This window comes from Shimia sp. MMG029 (assembly GCF_027947445.1).
Classification (GTDB): domain Bacteria; phylum Pseudomonadota; class Alphaproteobacteria; order Rhodobacterales; family Rhodobacteraceae; genus Shimia.
The window spans coordinates 822989-842310 of record NZ_JAQJIM010000001.1 but is presented as its reverse complement, the minus strand read 5'-3'; the positions used below and the strand labels follow the sequence as shown (position 1 = coordinate 842310).

Genomic DNA, 19322 nt, shown 5'->3' with positions numbered 1-19322 from the left:
GAGATCTTATCTGACTTAGGCGCTGCGACGGCGGCGGCCGCGGCGCTCGCGCGCGGGTGCTTCGTTGTCGTTGTCCGTGCCATCTGTCGCGGAGGAGAATCCACCGAGGGTTTCGGTCACCTGTTCCAGCGACGGACGGGCACCACGGGGGCGGCTTTCCAGCGCGGCGCGCATCGCGTTGAGGTGTTCCGGCATGGTGCCACAGCAGCCGCCAATGATGGTTGCGCCACAGTCACGTGCCATCACGGCGTATTCTGCCATCAGTTCAGGCGTGCCATCATAGTGGATGTGACCATCATGGTATTTTGGAATGCCGGCGTTGCCTTTGGCGATGATTGGGGTTTCGGTGCCCTGTGCTGAAAAGCCAAGCACTGTGCGCAGCAGATCCGCCGCGCCAACGCCGCAGTTTGCGCCAAAGCCGATGGGCGCATTTGGCAGCGCGTTGACCATCTGCACCATGTCAGCGGAGGTGACGCCCATCATGGTGCGGCCAGCTGTGTCAAAGCTCATGGTGCCAACCCATGGCATGTCAGCCAGCGCGAAGGCCTCTGCGGCGGCTTTGTATTCTTCGGGTGCGGAGATGGTTTCAAGCCAGAGCACATCTGCGCCGCCGTCTTTCAGGCCTTCCGCTTGTTCGTGGAACATTTCCACGGCGCGCGCATGGCTCAGCTCTCCGACAGGTTCCATGATGTCGCCTGTGGGGCCAACGGAGCCTGCAACGACGACGGGGCGGCCCGCAGCATCCGCAACCTCGCGGCCGATTTCGGCAGCCAGGCGGTTCAGCTCGTGCACACGGCCCTGCGCATCATGCAGTTTCAGGCGCGATGCGTTGCCGCCAAAGGAGTTGGTCAGAAAGATATCGGAGCCATTGTCCACAGCGAGGCTGTAGAGTTTCTTGATGTTTTCTGGATGGGTTGCGTTCCAGATTTCTGGTGCGTCGCCAGAGCTAAGGCCCATGTTGAACAGATTTGTGCCGGTGGCACCATCTGCCATCAGCCAGTCACGGGTTTCCAGAAGCTTGGATAGAGCATTGGTCATGGGACTCTCCTAGCGGCGCGGTTCACGCGCGCGTGATGTTTGAGCCGGATGTGCCATGGGGATGACATGAGCACAACTTCATTTGGTGCAAGACTATTATGAGGCGCGTTTCATAACCGATGACGGAGCCGTCGCAAGTGCCTGATTTTTAGGCAAACATGCAATGGGCGTGGCCGGGGCGCTGCGCAGATTTACGGCGCGGATCATATCAATCGTCGCGATGCCAAGCTGCATTGGTCCGGGTGCCGCCATGAAAAGTGGCTGCCAGCGGGGTGCAAAGCAGGCTTTGAACTGGCGCAGGCCAGCCCCGCCGCCATGCTGAAAATGTTTGCTGCGCAGGAAGTGTTCCAAACGGCTGCGGCCGGTGGGCAAGGCTGGGGCGGCGGCAAGAGAGAGGCTGTCCACATCCATCTGCGCGGCGGTTTCGATCGCGTTTTGCACCAACAGATGCATGGTGCCATCCGGGGCGTCAGGCAGCACGCGCATGAGATCGAGACACCATTCATGGGCTGTGGCGTGGAAGCTTACAAAACCGACAAGGCGCGCATCCTGATAGGCGAGAAACACTTTCTGATGGCCCACATAGAGGTCATCAAACCGCCCCATGGTCAGCCCGCGCGGCACACCGTGTTGCGCTTCCCAAGCAGCTGATACGCGGGCCATGTCTGTCAGAGGCAGATGGCTTTGCGCGGCAGAGACCTGCACTTGGGCTTTCTCGGCGTGACGCAATTTGCGGCGCAGCTGGCGATAGCTTGATCCTTGGGTGTTGTGTTCGGTTGGGCGCAGGATTGCCTCATCTGAGATATGCATCACTGCCCAGCCCGCGGCGCGGGCGCGCACGGCCTGACGGGCAGAGATTTTGTATTTGCAGGCGATCCGGTTTTGCGCACGCGCAGCCAGACGCAGCGGGCGTGCCAGCGTGTTGGCATCTCCTTCGATGGGGTCAAACAGGGCGACCAAAGTCTGACCGGTGCGCACAGCGCCATAGCGCCCGGCATCGCAAGACAGAAGCGCGCCGCCGTTTTGACGGATGACCCCAAGTTCAGCACGGCTGATGGGAGACAGGGGCGCATCTTCGAGCGGTTGAAACGCACGGATGTGACGCGGCGTTGGGGCAGGGCGCGGGCGCAGAAGATGGCGCATGAACACAAGACCGGCCAACAGCGCAGGCACAGCGTAGTAGATTGCGCGGAAAGCCAGTACCGCGCCGAGCAAGGCCGGTTCCGGTTGGTGCGGCAGCAGCGCGAGCAGCGTCAATTCAAACGGGCCGACACCGCCGGGGGTGCCGGAGAAAATCGCGGCACCAAGTGCGATCAGGAACACTGGCAGCAGGGTTGCGAAACCAACCGATACATCGGGTGGCAATAGAATATACAGCGCAAGCCCGGCGAAGAACGTGTCAATCACGCAGAGGCACAGCAGGCTGAGCATGGCAGACACGGTGGGAAAGCTGAGCATCCGTCCCTGACGCGCAAGCACGGGGAAAACAAACGCCAGCACAGCGACCGCCAAGGCAACGGTGAGCGTACAATATGGCAGTGCAGCAGGAATATGCGGTGTTGGCAAAATGAGCGCTGCAATCGCGATGGTCACGGCCAAGGCGGCCAAAAAGGTGACGGTGACAAATGCGGTTATGCGCGCAGAATCTTTGAGAGACAGGTCGGGCATCATGCGCCAGCGCACAAAGGCCCCGACGACGGCCCCAGCGCCAAGGGTCTGACCCAGACCGATGGCGGTTGCGCCCACGGCCATGGCTTCTGAGGAGGCGCGCATCATCTGGAAGTGACGCAGTGCGATGACATCATAACGGGACACTGCGAGAAAACTGACAGCCGTGGCGCCGAGCGCGAGGGCCCATTGCAGGGGGGATACGCCCATCACGGCTGACCAGAGTGCAGAGAGGTCAAGCCCGTTGAGTTGGCGCGCCAGGATCACACAGCAGATCGCGCCAAGCGTGAACGGCCATGCGTGTCGCAGCACTTTCTTGACAACTGACAAACTGACCATTTTCGCGTTTCCTGCCCAAATCATTCTAAATCCACCACCCAAGCGGTACAGGGAAGAGGGTTTCTGGGCGCTTAATATCTGCAATTGAAGATAAAAAACGCGCGGCGTGTGCCGCGCGCTTATCTTGCAAGGAAGGGGGAAATCAACCTTCGCTCATCAACTCTTGCTGCGCAGTGAGCAGACATTCCCGGCGTTTGGCGCGGATCTCTTCTTCGGCGGCAATGCCTTCTAGGTCAGCGACAACCTTGCGGATCACATCGTCATGCCCCGCTTCTTCGAAGTCGGCGCGGATCACGGTGAGGGCATAGGCTTCGGCATCGTCGCCAAATTTGTCCTGCAGATCAGCGGCCCAAAGCCCAAGGTATTTGTTGGCGCGTGCCTCTGCCTTGAATTTGGTTTCCTCATCATGCGCAAATTTTGCCTCAAAGGCGTTTTCGCGGTCATCAAAGGTGGTCATATCTGACTGTCCTCATAAGCCTCTAACTAATGTCTCAAATATATGCGCATCGCAGGAGTTTAGCGCAAGAGCGCTTGGCATGCTTGCGACAATTACGCCCTTGGATTAAGAGGGCCATGAATCCGGGACTCTCTTCCGGAAAAAAGGGGTGTAGCGATGGCGCGCGGCAAGAAAATCTACGAAGGCAAAGCAAAAATCCTGTTTGAAGGACCGGAGCCGGGCACGATTGTGCAATACTTCAAAGATGACGCGACGGCCTTTAACGCCGAGAAGAAAGACGTGATTGATGGCAAAGGCGTGCTGAACAACCGGCTGAGCGAATATTTCATGACCGGGCTGACACAGATTGGTGTGCCGACACATTTTTTGAAACGCCTCAATATGCGCGAGCAACTGGTGCGCAATTGCGAGATCATTCCTTTGGAAGTGATCGTGCGCAATTTTGCAGCGGGCTCCATGAGCAAGCGTCTGGGCATCGAAGAGGGCACACAGCTGCCGCGCCCAATTGTGGAATATTGCTACAAAGATGACAGCCTTGGGGATCCGCTGGTTTCTGAAGAGCATATCGCGGCCTTTGGCTGGGCAAGCCAGCAGGATATGGATGACATTCTGGGCCTTGCGCTGCGGGTGAATGATTACCTGAGCGGGGTGATGTATGGCGTTGGCATTCGTCTGATTGATTTCAAGATCGAAATTGGACGCGTGTATGAAGGCGATTTCCAGCGCTTGGTTGTGGCCGATGAAATCAGCCCTGACAGCTGCCGCCTGTGGGATATTGAAAGTGGTCAGAAGCTCGACAAAGACGTTTTCCGTCGCGACCTTGGCAGCTTGACCGATGCCTACGCGGAAGTGGCACGTCGTCTCGGCGTTCTGCCCAAAGGCACCGGGCCGCAAAAGCCGACCTTGGTGAACTGAACGCGCCAACAACAGGCCCTGCGCCCGGTTGTGGGCGCCGGGGAAAGAATTTTTGGCAAGAAAAAGCGGGGCCGTCCCGCCTTTGCCCAACCGGAGAAAGACCAGATGAAAGCCCGCGTATATGTCATGTTGAAAAACGGTGTTTTGGACCCGCAAGGTGAGGCCGTGCGCCACGCGCTTGGGAGCCTTGGGTTTGACGGCGTGGAAGGTGTGCGCCAAGGAAAGGTGATTGAGCTGGATCTTGCAGAAGGCACCACCGAGGCCACCGTGAATGAGATGTGCGAAAAGCTGCTCGCCAACACGGTGATTGAAAGCTACCGGGTGGAGATGGGCTGATGAAAGCAGCGGTCATTGTTTTTCCAGGCTCCAACTGTGACCGCGATCTTGCGGTGGCGTTTGAGCAGGCTGGTGCCGATGTCACCATGGTGTGGCACAAGGACACCGCGTTGCCTGAAGGCATCGATATTGTCGGTGTGCCGGGTGGTTTCAGCTTTGGCGACTATCTGCGCTGTGGCGCGATTGCGGCCAACTCTCCGATTTGCCAATCGCTGATCCAGCACGCGGAACGCGGCGGCTATGCACTTGGCGTATGTAACGGATTTCAGATCCTCACGGAAACCGGCCTGTTGCCCGGTGCGCTGCGCCGCAATGCTGGCTTGAAATACATCTGCCGCACGGTTGGTCTGGAAGTTGCCACAGCTGACACGGCTTTCACGGCAGGCTACAGCAAGGGTGATGTGGTCAACGTGCCAATCGCGCACCACGACGGCAACTACTTCGTGACAGACGAAAAACTTGCTGAGCTGCGTGACGAAGATCGCATTGCGTTCACCTACACCGACAACCCGAATGGATCAGTTGCAGACATCGCGGGCGTTGTCAGCAAGAACCGGCGCGTGCTTGGCATGATGCCGCACCCAGAGCGGGCGGCGGATATCGGCCATGGTGGCACCGATGGGGTGGCAATGTTCCGCGCGTTGGCTGAGCAGTTCGTGTTAGCCTGACTTGAGGCCAACCTTTGAGACGCGTAGTGTGGCGCAATGACGCTGCAGACCTCTCAACCTTATGACATGGTGCATGCCACCCCAGTTGGGTGGCGCGCACGGATCGTTTTGATCTGTATTGTTGTGGTTGCGGCGATCACGATCTGGATCACAAACAGCTTTCTCACGGATCGGTTTACAGAAAACACCCGCAACCGCGCGGAGCTTCGTCTGGCGTTGTATTCCGGCAATTTGCTGAGTGAATTGCGCCGCAATGCGATTGTGCCGCAACTGCTTGCGAAAGATCCTGAATTGATTGGGGCGCTGGAATCGCAGGATTTTTCCAGCTCTACCGCCCGTCTGATCAGTTTCGTAGATGAGATTGGTGCGGCCTCTTTGCTGTTGCTGGACGAAGGCGGGCGCACTGTCGCCGCCACGGATCGCACACGTCTTGGCACGCTCTATCGGGATCAGCAGTTTTTCGTCAATGCGCTGCGCTCCAATGCGACGCTGTTCACCACAGCCCGAGAAGACACCGGCGCAAATCGATTCATTTATTCACGTCGGCTTGAGAGTCAGGGTACGACGCTTGGTGTGATTGCGGTTGAAGTCGACTTGCAGAAGTTTGAACGTGCCTGGGCTGGAATTTCTGATGCGGTGCTTGTGACAGACAGTGAGGGTGTGATCATCCTAGCAAGCGAACCTCGCTGGCGCGGCACGACCGAGGTGGAAGCCCTCGCGCGACAACCTGCACTTGGCGCGATAGAGCGCGCATTTAAAGTGACATCTGATTGGACGCAGGTGCCGGCCGATGCCTATTTGCAGGGCGAGGCGGTGATGCGCATGGGCGCGCGGATCCCTTTCCGTGGCTGGCAGATGGCGAGCTTTACGCCCTATGCCAGTGTGCGTGAGAAAGTGAATGCGGTTCTTGCGCTGGAAATCATGGGATTTGCGATCCTGCTGGCGGTTGGATTTTATGTGCTTGGGCGCAAAAGCGCGTCACGCATGGTGTTTTTCCAGCGCGAAAGCGTGGAGTTGCGCCGCCTGAACCAGCGTTTGCAGCGCGAGATTGCCGAGCGCGAGCGGATGCAGTTGAGTCTTGAGGTCGCTGAGCAGAGTTTGGCTCAGAGTTCAAAGCTCGCGGCGCTTGGGGAAATGTCGGCGGCTGTCAGTCACGAACTCAACCAGCCTTTGGCGGCGATGAAAACCTATCTGGCGGGCGCACGCCTGTTGGTGCAGCGCAATCGGCCGGAAGAAGCGCTGACCTCTTTTCAGCGCATTGATGATTTGATTGCGCGTATGGGGGCGATCACCAAGCAGCTGAAATCCTATGCTCGAAAAGGCGGGGATGAGCTACACCCTGTGGACATGGGCGAGGCGGTGGCCTCTGCGCTGTCGATGATGGAGCCGCAACTGCGCCAGCGGAAGGTTCAGATCAGCAAGATTGTGCCGTCCGAAACGGTGAAAGTGATGGGTGACCGCGTGCGGCTTGAACAGGTGATGATAAACCTGCTGCGCAATGCGCTGGATGCCACTGAGGCGGTCACGGATCCGGAAATCGAGATTCTTCTGGCGGCAGGTGAAACAGCGACTTTGACGGTGCGCGACAATGGGCCCGGCATAGATAATCTGGACAGTCTGTTTGAGCCGTTTTTCACCACCAAGCAACCGGGCGATGGTGTGGGGCTGGGGCTGGCGATTTCATCTGGCATTGTGAATGACCTTGGCGGGCGGCTGACCGCGCGCAACGGCGAAACACGTGGGGCTGTATTTGAGGTGCAGCTGCCTATTTTAAGTGAAGATATCGAAGCAGCGGAGTGAACGCGTGGCTCAAGGAATGAAAATAGCGATTGTGGATGATGAACAGGACATGCGCCAGTCCATCAGCCAATGGTTGGCGTTGTCCGGCTATGACACGGAAACTTTTGGCAGTGCCGAAGACGCGCTTAAATCGCTTGGGGCGGACTATCCTGGAATTGTGATCAGCGACATCAAGATGCCCGGCATGGATGGGATGCAGTTCCTCAAGAAGTTGATGGGCACGGACAGCGCGTTGCCGGTGATCATGATCACCGGACACGGCGATGTGCCGATGGCGGTGGAAGCGATGCGGGTGGGGGCGTTTGATTTTCTGGAAAAACCGTTCAATCCTGATCGCATGACGCAGCTTGCCAAAAAGGCAACCAATGCGCGCCGCCTGACGCTGGATGCGCGGGCGCTGCGCCGCGAGTTGAGCGACGGCGAGCAAATCATGGGCAAGCTGATTGGCGCAAGCCCGGTGATGACCCGTCTGAAAGAGGATATTCTCGATCTCGGTCTGGCGGATGGCCATGTGTTGATTGATGGCGAAACCGGCACAGGTAAAACGCTTGTGGCGCATGCGTTGCATGCTGTTGGCAGCCGCGGTGGGCGCAAGTTTGTGCTGGTGAGCTGTGGTGCGTTTGAAGAAGAGGCGCTGGCGCGGCGTCTGTTTGGGCCGATGAACCCCGAAGACAGTCAACTGCCTGCCATTGAAGAGGCGCGCGGTGGCACGCTTGTTTTGGAAGATATTGAGAGCCTGAGTGACAGTCTGCAGGCGAAATTGTTGAACGTTATCAACGAACAAGGCACACCAGCAGAGACGCGGATTATTGCGATCTGCAACATGCAGGAACAGGACCGCACCTGCGAAGATGCGTTGCGCCCAGACCTGTTCTATCGCCTTGCCGCGCTGCGCATCACTGTGCCGCCATTGCGACAGCGGGGCGAAGACATACTGACGCTGTTCACACGTCTGTCTGAGCAGTTCAGCGAGGAATATGGCTGTGACGCGCCAAAGGTGAGCGCGCAGGAAGCGGCGCAGTTGTTGCAGGCCCCTTGGCCAGGCAATGTGCGTCAGCTGATCAATCTGGCGGAACGTGCGGTGCTGCAAAGCCGCCGTGGCGGGGGCACGATTGCCTCGCTTCTGATGAATGATCACGAAGAGATGCAGCCGGTGGTGACCACCGAAGGTAAGCCGCTGAAGGAATACGTGGAAGCCTTTGAGCGCATGCTGATCGACAACACCATGCGACGGCATCGCGGCTCGATCGCCGGTGTCATGGAAGAGTTGTGCCTGCCGCGCCGGACGTTGAACGAGAAGATGGCCAAATACGGGCTGCAACGGGCGGATTATCTGTAAGCATTGTTGCACAGTGTTGAGAATGTTGAACGCCACATGACCGAATAGGGATTGTGGCGTTTTCTTTTGTTTGCAACTGATTGCGCAGATTTTTTACCTAAGAGACATATTTGAGATTTGCGTATGACAGAGGTTTTGAAACATCCTGCAGCTTTCCTTTTTGATATGGATGGGCTGCTTTTGGACACCGAGCGCATGTTCATGCAGGCGTTTGTGACTTTGACGTCAGATCTTGGAATTGCGACGCATGAGGCTGAGGCGTTTTTTGCCACTTTGGTTGGTTCTTCTAAAGAGCAAACAACGGCGCGATTGCGTGACTTTTTACCAAAGCACGTTGACTTCAACGCGTTTGATCAGGAGTGGAGAGACCTGCATGCGCGCAACAGAAAGTCAGGTGTCCCCGTTAAGAAACATGCCCAAGATCTGTTGCAGGCCATTCAGGTGGCCGGCATTCCAATGGCGGTGGTGACTTCTACGTTTGCAGAACCTGCACATCACCATTTGGAGGATGCTGGGTTATTGGCCTATTTCCAGACGGTCTGTGCCGGTGATGAAGTTTGCGCCAACAAACCTGATCCGGCCCCTTATCTAGAAGCGGCACGGCGTCTTGGCGTGTCCGCGCAGGATTGTGTGGCCTTTGAAGATAGTGATTTCGGGACCACGTCAGCCATGCGGGCCGGGTGTTTCACGTTTCAGGTGCCAGACTTGCGCCCCGAAAATCAGTCGTTTCCCGCACTGGGCCAGGTGATCGTGAAAGACCTTGGTGAAGCTGCACGGCAGATTGCTGCGCTGCGGTTGACGTTTGCCTGACCGCCGAGTCGGCGACACACTGCCTGTGGATAACTTTATCTTGTGTCGTGCGGATTGTCGCCAAACTGTGGCCGCTTCTGCGGATCCGTCGCATTTAAAATAAACAGTTATTAAAGTATTTTAGCCCAAAGCGAAGAGATATCCACAGCGCGGCGCGATTGCCCATTGTAATCTGGTCAGGCTTGGTTTTATGTAGACTGACGGCAGGTAGCACTTTTATCGCCGCATGAGTTTCGCTGTTTGGCGTGTTTCAAACGGTCCACAGAGCCAAAGAGGCATGGGATCGGCGCATCAAACAGACCGATTGGATCTGGAGACAGATCAATAGAGATGCCCGCACCGCTTGGCGGAGGGCTTAGAACAGGCGCAGACGCGGCGAATTTGCCCGATGCGTCGGAGAAGAAACGCGATGAAGCGCGCGATTGATTTGAGAGACCGAGTGGGGGCCGCAAGCGGCACCATCGGCGGCGCGCATCCCCTCGCTCTGACAAGACACCCCCTGCAACGTTTTTGGCCTGATCCTCCGGGAGGGTCACGGCGCTTGTGTGGGTGCACACGGAAAACATGGCTAAGAAAATGCTCATCGATGCCACCCACGCGGAAGAGACCCGCGTCGTGGTGGTTGACGGAAACAAGGTTGAGGAGTTCGACTTTGAATCCGAAAACAAGCGGCAGCTCGCCGGCAATATCTATCTTGCAAAAGTAACACGGGTTGAACCGTCGCTTCAGGCGGCCTTTGTGGACTATGGCGGAAACCGCCATGGCTTCTTGGCGTTCTCGGAAATCCATCCAGACTATTACCAGATCCCAGTGGCTGACCGCGAGGCCCTGCTGGAAGAGGAGCGCGCCTATGCTGAGGCGATGAAGGCGCGCGATGAGGATGAGGAAAAGCCGAAGTCCCGCTCGCGCTCTCGCAGCCGCTCCCGCCGCAAGAAGGGCGAGGATCAGGTTTCCGGTGAGGCGCAGACCACAGAGACCAACGAGGCCGTTGAGGCGGAATCGCCTGTAGACGCAACCGCAGAAGCCCCCATGGCGGAGATTTCCGGCATGGAGACCATCGATCTGGTGGAAGATGCTGGTGAGGATCCTGAAGAGGGTCTGTCGCCTATGGAGCTGGTGGAGGACACGCCAGTTGAGGAGCCGACCGAGGCGTCTGATGCGGGCGAAGATGCGCCAGTAGAGACTGCGCCAGCGGAAGCTGCGGCAGCAAATGACGCGGCTGAGGGCGCGCCTGCAGACGACGCTGAAGCGACTGCAGAAGACTCGGCTGAAGAGACTGCTGAAGCTGAAGAGGCGTCTGAGAGCGAGAGCACAGACCAGACCGAAGCTGGCGAGGCAGAAACAGACGAGACTGGCAAAGACGGTGGTGGCAAGACCATGGCTGCCAACACCGAAGGCGAAGACGCCGTTGTTTCCAAAGACCCTGAGACGGGTGAGGAAACCGAGACCGAAGCCAGCACCGGTGACGACGCGGCTGAAGAAGCGCCTGCTGCTGAGGCAGAAGATGCCGCTGTAGAGACCGTTGAAGCCGACGCTGTAGAGGTGGAAGCGCCTGAGGCCGAAGCGGCTGAGGCTGTGACCGTTGAAGCGGATGCAGCTGAAGAGGTTGCTGGGGAAGCCACCCCAGCGGCAGAAAGCACCGAAGAGGCTCCGGCTGAAGAGGCCGCTGCAGAAAGCGCGGAAGAGACAGCTGAGGCTGACGCACCAGATGCGGCTGCAGAAGAGGCATCTGACGCGGAAACTGCTGATGAGGCTTCGGAAGACTCTGAGGCAGGGGGCGATGAGTCTTCTGAGGAGGATGATGACGAGGAAAGCGAAGACAACGGCAAGAAAAATGGCCGTCGTCGTTCCCGTCGTCGCGGCAAGCGCTCTGATGCGGCAGAAAAAGATGAGAACATCGAATCCGTTGCGGATGACGACGACAGCGATGACATTCGCCCTCCGCGCAAGCCACGCCCACGCCGCTACAAGATCCAGGAAGTGATCAAAGTGCGCCAGATCATGCTGGTGCAGGTGGTGAAAGAAGAACGCGGCAACAAAGGCGCGGCGCTGACGACCTATCTGTCGCTGGCGGGCCGCTATTGCGTGCTGATGCCAAACACCGCGCGTGGTGGTGGCATTTCGCGCAAGATCACCAACGCCGCAGACCGTAAGAAGCTGAAAGAGATCGCAAGCGAGATCGACGTGCCACAGGGCGCGGGTCTGATCGTGCGCACAGCTGGTGCGAAACGCACCAAGAGCGAGATCAAGCGGGACTATGAATATCTGCAGCGTCTGTGGGAGCAGATCCGTGAACTGACGCTGAAATCCATAGCGCCTGCGAAAATCTATGAAGAAGGCGACCTGATCAAACGCTCGATCCGTGACCTTTATTCGCGTGAGATCGACGAGGTTCTGGTGGAAGGTGAGCGCGGCTATCGTATCGCCAAGGACTTCATGAAAATGATCATGCCGTCCCACGCCAAGAACGTGAAACAGTATCACGATGCGCTGCCGCTGTTTGCGCGCTATCAGGTGGAAAGCTATCTGTCGGGCATGTTCAATCCGACGGTGCAGCTGAAATCTGGCGGTTATATCGTGATTGGTGTTACGGAAGCGCTGGTGGCGATTGACGTGAACTCCGGCCGAGCCACGAAAGAAGGCTCGATTGAGGAGACTGCGCTGAAGACCAACCTTGAGGCAGCGGAAGAGGTGGCGCGCCAGCTGCGTCTGCGCGATCTGGCCGGTCTGATCGTGATCGACTTCATCGACATGGATGAGCGCAAGAACAACACTGCGGTTGAGAAGCGTCTGAAAGACAAGCTGAAAACCGACCGTGCGCGCATTCAGGTGGGCCGTATCTCGGGCTTCGGCTTGTTGGAGATGTCCCGTCAGCGTCTGCGTCCGGGTATGATCGAGGCGACGACGCAGCCGTGTCCGCATTGTCATGGCACGGGTCTGATCCGCTCTGACGACAACCTCGCGCTGTCGATCCTGCGTCAGCTGGAAGAAGAGGGCACTCGTGGCCGCTCTCGCGAAGTGCTGGTGAAGGCGCCGGTGGCGATTGCGAACTATCTGATGAACCAGAAGCGTGAGCATATCGCGCAGATCGAAGCGCGCTATGGCCTGTCCGTGCGTGTGGAAGGCGATCCTGCGCTGGTGTCGCCAGACTTCACAATCGAGAAGTTCAAGACCGCAACCCGTGTGGTGCCTGAGCCAAGCGCGCCGGTTGTGTCTGCTGACATGTCGATCATGGATGCGATTGACGAAGCTGAGGTTGAAGAGGTCGAAGAGGCGACCGCCGCAGCTGAGGAGACCGCACCAGAAGATGGTGAGGCGAAACCGAAGAAGCGCCGTCGTCGTCGTCGCCGCCGTCGCGGCGGGTCTGACAACGCGGATGGTGACGCGAACGGCAACGACAACGCATCGGACGAAAACGCAGAGGGTTCTGAAAACGCGGATGCTGAGACGAAAACCGACGAAGCGCCTGCAGAGGATGCAGAGTCGGAAGAGAAGCCCAAGAAGCGCACTCGCAGCCGTCGCAGCCGCTCCCGTGGCAAGAAAGCGGATGCAGAGACCAACGCAGAGGCCGAAGCGCCAACTGAGGAGGCACCCGCTGGGGATGCTGCGCCGGAAGACGCTGAGACTGTTGCTGAAGTGGAAGCAGCTGCTGATCCCGTGGTTGAGGCCGACGCGGCTGAGGCAGAGGCGCCGGAAGCTGAGGCTGTTGAAACCGCCGAAGCGGCGCCAGCGCCTGCTGAGGAGGCCGCTGAGGACGCTACCTCTGTGGTTGAGGAGACTGCTGAGCCAGTTGTGGAAGAGGTGGCGGAAGCGCCTGCACCGGAAGCCACTTCTGAGCCTGAACCAGCTGTGGTTGAGGTAGCTCCAGAGCCTGCCGCACCACCCAAGCCAAAGCGGCGTGGCTGGTGGTCACGAGGCTGATAATTGAGAGACGCCGGGGTTCGCCCCGGCGTTTTCTTTTTGGATTGCGCTTTGACTTCATGTGAGCTTTGATCGCCAACGTGCTGAATTAACGTGTGAAACCTCTTTTTTAGGCTTCGATATTTCAAGCTTGAAAAAAATTTCGTCTGCTTATTGACGGAAAGGGGCCTCAGCGCACAAGGTTTGGTAACAGGATAAAAAGCGATAGGGAGCGAAGCGATGTTTTTAAGGACGGCGGTTTTGGCCGCGTCGACGGCCCTTTGGGGTGCCATGGCGCAGGCAGATGTGAAGGTTGGGATGATCACCACTTTGTCTGGCGGTGGGGCTGGGCTTGGTATTGATGTGCGCGATGGATTTATGCTGGCGGTCAAGCAGGCCGGACGCGATGATTTGGAAGTTGTCATCGAGGACGATCAGCGCAAGCCAGATGTGGCAGTGCAGCTGGCGGACAAGATGATCCAGTCTGAGAAAGTCGATGTTCTGACCGGGATTATCTGGTCCAACCTCGCCATGGCCGTGGTGCCAGCGGCCACGGCGCAGGGAAAATTCTATCTGTCTCCAAACGCAGGACCCTCCCCATTGGCGGGCAAGGGCTGTCATCCGAATTACTTCAACGTGGCTTGGCAGAATGACAATCTGCATGAAGCGGCCGGGGCCTATGCCAATGATGCGGGTCTGAAGAACAGCTTCATCCTTGCGCCGAACTATCCGGCGGGCAAAGACGCGCTGACTGGCTACAAACGCTTGTTTGGCGGCGAGTTGGCTGGCGAGCTTTATACGAAACTGGGCCAGACCGACTATGCAGCAGAGATTGCGCAAATCCGGGCGAGTGGCGCGGACAGCGTGTATTTCTTCTTGCCCGGGGGCATGGGGATTTCCTTCCTGAAGCAATATGCAGCCAGCGGTGTAGATCTGCCTTTGGTTGGTCCAGCTTTCAGCTTTGATCAAGGCATTCTGCAGGCGGTGGGCGACGCGGCAATGGGTGTGAAAAACACCAGCCAGTGGAACAAAGACATCGACAATGCGGCCAACGCGGCCTTTGTGGAGACTTTCCAGGCGGAATACGGGCGTCTGCCTTCGCTCTATGCAAGCCAGGGCTTTGATACCGCGAACCTGTTGTTCTCAGCGATGGACAAAGCGGATGTTGCGGATGCAGACGCATTCCGTGCGGCGCTGAAAGCGGCGGAGTTTGACTCTGTGCGCGGTGATTTTGCCTTTGGCGACAATCACCATCCTATTCAGGACATCTATGTGCGCGAAGTGATCAAAGAGGGTGATGTGTTTACCAATAAGATCATCGCAACCGGCCTGTCTGATCATGCCGATGCCTATGCGGCTGAGTGCAAGATGTAAGATGATCTGGGGGAGGTTTTTGCGCCTCCCCCTATGACGTTTCGCGCGTACGTTTGACTGCGTGCAGTGTTTGGTATCCTTCTGACATGATGACTTTCTGCTGACGGCAGAAGCGCACCTTACGGCGGTGCGGGGTGGGGCAATGACAACTCTTCTATTCATAGAACAGCTGCTGAACGGGCTTCAGTTTGGCGTGATGCTGTTTTTGATGAGCGCAGGGCTGACGCTGGTGTTTGGCGTGATGGGCCTGATCAATCTGGCGCATGGCTCGCTTTATATGATCGGCGCCTTTGCGGCAGCTGCTGTGGCGGCGTTGACGGGATCTTTCCTGCTCGCGCTCATGGCGTCCCTGGCAGCGGCCGCACTGGCAGGCGCGCTGATTGAGCTGACGATTATCCGGCGGCTTTATGATCGGGACCATCTGGATCAGGTGCTGGCAACCTTTGCGTTGATCCTGATTTTCTCGGAAGGCACGCGCTGGCTGTTTGGCTCTTTTCCGCTGTTTCTGGATGTGCCTGCGGCGCTTTCAGGGCCGGTGACCTTACCCGGCGGCATTCAGTATCCGGCCTATCGCCTAACCATCATTCTGGTTGGGCTGGCCGTGGCCGTGGGCATGTTTGCGCTGATCAACCGCACGCGGGTCGGCATTCGCATTCGCGCAGGTGAGGCGGATCGGGAGATGATTGCTGCGCTTGGGGTGGATATTGCCAAGCTTTACACCTTTGTTTTTGCCCTTGGTGCGGCCTTGGCCGGATTTGCCGGCGCGCTTGTGGGCGCGATCCAGTCGGTGCAGGTTGGCATGGGAGAGCCTGTGCTGATCCTGGCTTTTGTGGTGATTGTGATTGGCGGCATCGGCTCGATCAAAGGCGCCTTTGTTGGCGCGCTTTTGGTTGGTTTGACGGACACGCTGGGGCGCTTTCTGCTACCGCAGATGTTTGGCCTGATCTTGGAGCCTTCGGCAGCGGTTTCTGTCGGCTCAGCTTTGGCGTCGATGCTGATTTACATTCTGATGGCTGTTGTTTTGATCGTCCGCCCGCGCGGACTTTATGGGGTGGCATGAGATGACACGAGAGAGCTGGACCAACCTCGCAGCATTGACTGTTTTGGCTGGGGTGCCGCTGTGGGCCTATGTGGCCGATGAGCCGTTTATCATCACGCTGGCGACGCGCGCCGCAATCTTTGCGCTGGCGGGTGTGGGGCTGAACCTCGCGCTGGGGCTTGGCGGGTTGGTGAGCCTTGGCCATGCGGCGTTTTTCGGGATCGGCGGCTATGCCATGGGCATTTTGGCAAGCCATGCGCAAAGCTATGCGCCGATCGCCAAATGGCCGTTCCTGATTGAGGGCACGAAATCCATGCCGGTGATCTGGCTGGTTGCGGTGATCGCGAGCGCGCTGGCGGCGCTGGCGATCGGGGCGCTGAGCCTGCGCACGTCAGGTGTGTATTTCATCATGATCACCTTGGCCTTTGGGCAGATGATCTATTACTTCGCGATCAGCTGGCCCGCGTATGGCGGCGAAGACGGGCTGTCGATCTATGTGCGTAACGGCTTTCCGGGGCTGAACACACTTGACCCGATCCAGTTTTTTGGCCTGTGTTTTGTGATCCTATGTGGCGTCTTGGCGTTGATGCGCGCTGTGCAGAACTCAGCCTTTGGGCTCGCATTAAGTGCGGCGCGACAGAATGAGACGCGGGTGCTGTCGGTGGGCATGGTGCCCTATCGTTTGCGGCTGGTGGCCTTTGTGATTTCCGGTGCGATCACCGGGCTGGCGGGCGCGCTGTTTGCGGATCTGAACCGCTTTGTCAGCCCGACGATGCTGAGCTGGCAGATGTCTGGTGAGATCATGATTTTCATCATTATTGGCGGTGTTGGGCGGCTGTTTGGCCCGGTGATCGGCGCGATGATATTTATCCTTCTTGAGCACACATTGGGCGGGCTATCTGAGTTTTGGCATGTCTATCTGGGGGCGCTGCTGCTCGGCATCGTGCTCTTTGCCAAAGGCGGTGTGATTGGCGCGATTGCGGGGCGGGAGAAAGCACATGACTGAGGTGGTGCTGCGTGCGGAAAGGCTGTTCAAGAGCTTTGGCGCGTTGAAAGCGACCAACGACGTTTCGCTGGATTTGCGCAAAGGGGAGATCCACGCGCTGATTGGCCCGAACGGGGCTGGGAAATCCACGTTGATTCAGCAGATCACGGGGCATTTGGCCTCTGACAGTGGCTTCGTCGAACTATTGGGCACGCCGCTGACCGGGCTTGGGCCAGCGCAGCGCGCACAGTTGGGACTGGGGCGGACGTTTCAGATCAGCGCATTGGCGATGGAGCATACGGTTTTGCAAAATGCGGTGCTGGGCGCGCTTGGGCAGCGGGGCACCGTGATGCGGTTTTTCGCGCCGGTGATGAGGGATAAATCCTTGCTGGCGGTCGCACAGGAGGCGTTGGCGCAGGTGGGGCTGTCCGCGTTTGCCGGCACACGCACAGCGGATCTGAGCCATGGGCAGCGGCGGCAGCTGGAGGTGGCTGTGGCGCTGACGTTGAAACCCAAAGTGTTTCTGATGGACGAGCCGATGGCGGGGCTCGGTCTTGAAGGGGCAACCCAAATGATTGGCTTGCTCAAAGAGCTGCGCCAAGCTGCCCCGATCCTGCTGATTGAGCACGATATGGATGCTGTATTTGCCTTGGCCGATCGGATCAGTGTGTTGGTTTATGGCGAGATCATTGCCACCGGAACCCCCGAGGAAATAAAGGTGAATCCCGAGATACGGCGCGCCTATCTGGGCGACGAGGTGCCTGCATGAGCCTGTTGCAACTGAATGAAATCGCTGCGTTTTATGGCCCAAGTCAGGCGTTGTTTGATGTCACGCTTGAGGTTGGCGAGGGCGAGGTGGTTGCGCTGATGGGGCGCAATGGGATGGGCAAGAGCACCACAGTGAAAGTGATCTGCCGGATGCTGGCGCATGCGCAGGGCGAGGTTCATTTCGCAGGCCAGAATATTGGGGCATCGCCTTCGCACAAGGCTGCACGGCTGGGGATCGGGCTGGTGCCAGAGGGGCGGCGCTGTTTTACGAACCTGACCGTGTATGAAAACTTGATTGCGGCGGCGCGCAAAGGTGCGTGGGATTTTGGTGCGGTTTGCGAATTGTTCCCACGCTTAGAAGAGCGGCGCGATCAATCCTCGGCGTCGCTGTCTGGCGGTGAACAGCAGATGTTGGCGATTGGGCGCGCGCTGATGACCAACCCAAGGTTGCTCATTCTGGATGAGGCGACAGAGGGGCTTGCGCCTGTGATCCGTCAGGAAATCTGGGCGGCGGTTGCCAAACTCAAGGCTGAAACCGGTATGGCCATTATTGCGATTGATAAGTCGCTGCGCGAGTTGGGGCAGGTGGCGGATCGTGCCGTGATCCTTGAAAAGGGGTGCACGGTCTGGAGCGGGGCGTTTGAGGCGTTGGGCCCGGAAGAAACTGATCGCTATCTCGGCGTGTAGTGGAAGAAAAATTCAGACATCACGGGAACATGGCGATTATGTCATGCGCCCGTGATTAGAGATTGGTTTACGTGTCTGCGACCGCTTTGGGCAGCACAGGCGCGCTACGATCTGTGGCCAGCTCTGCATCTGAAAAAGTCCAGGGGCCGCGCACACCTTTGACGCCGTCGGCTTCGATCACCATCCCGCGCGCCTGGATCTGCGGATCGTTGAGTGTGTCGGCCACTGCGTTGATCGGCCCTGCGGGCACGGTTGCTGCCTCAAGAGCTGAGAGCAGATCGGCAGCGGGCCACTTGGCGGTTTCTGCCTCAATTTCAGCGGTCAGCGCATCGCGATATGCGACCCGCAACTGATTTGTTGCGTATGAGGAATTGTCGCCAAGATCGCCACGGCTGAGCACCCCGCAAAGGCGCTGAAATTGCCCATCGTTGCCCACCGCGATGATGATGTGACCGTCTGATGTGGGCACCACCTGATAAGGCGCGATGTTGGGGTGGGCGTTGCCTTTGCGCGTCGGGCTTTCACCGGTGGCAAGGTAATTCATCGCCTGATTGGCCAGAAGCGCGGTGGCGCAATCGAGCAGGGACATGTCGATATGTTGGCCGCGTCCGGTGGTATGGCGTTGCTCCACAGCGGCGAGAATGCCGATCGTGCCATAAAGCCCGGTGACCACATCGGTGACCGCAACGCCCAGCTTTTGGGGCTGGCGCTCCGGCTCTCCGGTAATCGACATCAGGCCAGACATGCCTTGAATCATGAAATCATAGCCCGCGCGGCTGGCGTAGGGGCCGGTCTGGCCAAATCCGGTGATGGAGCAATAGATCAGGCGCGGATTGATCTTAGCGAGGCTTTCATAATCAAGGCCGTATTTCTGCAGACCGCCAACTTTGAAATTCTCGATCAGAATATCGGCGTCTTTGATGAGATCAAGCACCTGCGCGCGGCCTTCCTCGGTGCGGAAATCGGCCACCACCGACGTCTTGCCCCGGTTGGCCGCGTAGAAGTAAGCGGCGGTTCTGTCGCCGTCGCGTTCGATGAAGGGCGGGCCCCATGTGCGTGTGTCATCGCCCTGTGGCGCTTCGACTTTGATCACCTCAGCGCCGAGATCGGCGAGCGATTGGCCAATCCAGGGACCAGCAAGAATGCGTGCGAGTTCAACAACTTTGAGACCGTGTAGTGGGGTCATGGGGTGCCTTTAT

Annotated in this window: 16 protein-coding genes; 12 read left to right on the top strand and 4 right to left on the bottom strand. The window is 58.1% G+C overall.

Features of this window, described 5'->3' with window-relative positions; genetic code table 11:
- Window positions 1-15: 15 nt before the first annotated feature.
- The 3 genes from bmt to PJL69_RS04065 all read right to left on the bottom strand — a co-directional run bounded on the left by bmt (window position 16) and on the right by PJL69_RS04065 (window position 3502).
- Window positions 16-1038, bottom strand: a complete 1023-nt coding sequence (bmt, locus tag PJL69_RS04075; RefSeq protein ID WP_209095871.1) for a betaine--homocysteine S-methyltransferase — start codon at window positions 1036-1038, stop codon at window positions 16-18.
- 96 nt (window positions 1039-1134) lie between these two features.
- Window positions 1135-3045 (bottom strand): phosphatidylglycerol lysyltransferase domain-containing protein, encoded by a 1911-nt coding sequence (locus PJL69_RS04070; protein WP_271308505.1) that lies wholly within the window; start codon window positions 3043-3045, stop codon window positions 1135-1137.
- A 142-nt stretch (window positions 3046-3187) separates the two neighbouring features.
- Entirely contained in the window at window positions 3188-3502 is a 315-nt protein-coding gene (locus PJL69_RS04065) for a DUF1476 domain-containing protein (protein ID WP_209095867.1), read from the bottom strand.
- Between the two features lie 156 nt (window positions 3503-3658).
- Here PJL69_RS04065 and purC point away from each other — a divergent pair, with 156 nt between their 5' ends.
- The 12 genes from purC to PJL69_RS04005 all read left to right on the top strand — a co-directional run bounded on the left by purC (window position 3659) and on the right by PJL69_RS04005 (window position 18123).
- A complete protein-coding gene (purC, locus tag PJL69_RS04060; RefSeq protein ID WP_209095865.1) occupies window positions 3659-4417 on the top strand; it encodes a phosphoribosylaminoimidazolesuccinocarboxamide synthase in 759 nt (252 codons plus the stop codon).
- A gap of 105 nt (window positions 4418-4522) precedes the next feature.
- On the top strand, window positions 4523-4753 hold the full coding sequence (gene purS, locus PJL69_RS04055) for a phosphoribosylformylglycinamidine synthase subunit PurS (protein WP_209095863.1): 231 nt from the start codon (window positions 4523-4525) through the stop codon (window positions 4751-4753).
- Window positions 4753-5421: a phosphoribosylformylglycinamidine synthase subunit PurQ gene (purQ, locus tag PJL69_RS04050; protein WP_209095861.1), complete on the top strand. Its 669-nt coding sequence runs from the start codon at window positions 4753-4755 to the stop codon at window positions 5419-5421. Before purS ends, purQ begins: the two co-directional genes overlap by 1 nt.
- A 36-nt stretch (window positions 5422-5457) precedes the next feature.
- Entirely contained in the window at window positions 5458-7221 is a 1764-nt protein-coding gene (locus PJL69_RS04045) for a sensor histidine kinase (RefSeq protein WP_441347450.1), read from the top strand.
- 4 nt (window positions 7222-7225) lie between these two features.
- A complete protein-coding gene (locus PJL69_RS04040; RefSeq protein WP_209095859.1) occupies window positions 7226-8560 on the top strand; it encodes a sigma-54-dependent transcriptional regulator in 1335 nt (444 codons plus the stop codon).
- A gap of 123 nt (window positions 8561-8683) precedes the next feature.
- Window positions 8684-9370, top strand: coding sequence for an HAD family hydrolase (locus PJL69_RS04035; protein WP_271308504.1), 687 nt, complete (start codon window positions 8684-8686; stop codon window positions 9368-9370).
- 564 nt (window positions 9371-9934) lie between these two features.
- Window positions 9935-13291, top strand: coding sequence for an Rne/Rng family ribonuclease (locus PJL69_RS04030; RefSeq protein ID WP_271308503.1), 3357 nt, complete (start codon window positions 9935-9937; stop codon window positions 13289-13291).
- Window positions 13292-13510: 219 nt separating this feature from the next.
- Entirely contained in the window at window positions 13511-14644 is a 1134-nt protein-coding gene (locus PJL69_RS04025; RefSeq protein ID WP_271308502.1) for an ABC transporter substrate-binding protein, read from the top strand.
- A 142-nt stretch (window positions 14645-14786) separates the two neighbouring features.
- A complete protein-coding gene (locus tag PJL69_RS04020) occupies window positions 14787-15704 on the top strand; it encodes a branched-chain amino acid ABC transporter permease (RefSeq protein WP_271308501.1) in 918 nt (305 codons plus the stop codon).
- Window position 15705: 1 nt separating this feature from the next.
- Complete coding sequence (locus PJL69_RS04015; protein ID WP_271308500.1) at window positions 15706-16689, top strand: branched-chain amino acid ABC transporter permease; 984 nt, start codon at window positions 15706-15708, stop codon at window positions 16687-16689.
- The gene (locus PJL69_RS04010) at window positions 16682-17437 is read left to right on the top strand and encodes an ABC transporter ATP-binding protein (protein WP_271308499.1); all 756 of its coding nucleotides are present in this window, start codon (window positions 16682-16684) and stop codon (window positions 17435-17437) included. The genes PJL69_RS04015 and PJL69_RS04010 overlap by 8 nt, the downstream gene beginning before the upstream one ends.
- Entirely contained in the window at window positions 17434-18123 is a 690-nt protein-coding gene (locus PJL69_RS04005; RefSeq protein WP_271308498.1) for an ABC transporter ATP-binding protein, read from the top strand. Before PJL69_RS04010 ends, PJL69_RS04005 begins: the two co-directional genes overlap by 4 nt.
- 67 nt (window positions 18124-18190) lie before the next feature.
- On the opposite strand, the gene PJL69_RS04000 is transcribed toward PJL69_RS04005, so the two are convergent.
- Entirely contained in the window at window positions 18191-19309 is a 1119-nt protein-coding gene (locus PJL69_RS04000; protein WP_271308497.1) for a CaiB/BaiF CoA transferase family protein, read from the bottom strand.
- Between the last annotated feature and the right edge of the window lie 13 nt (window positions 19310-19322).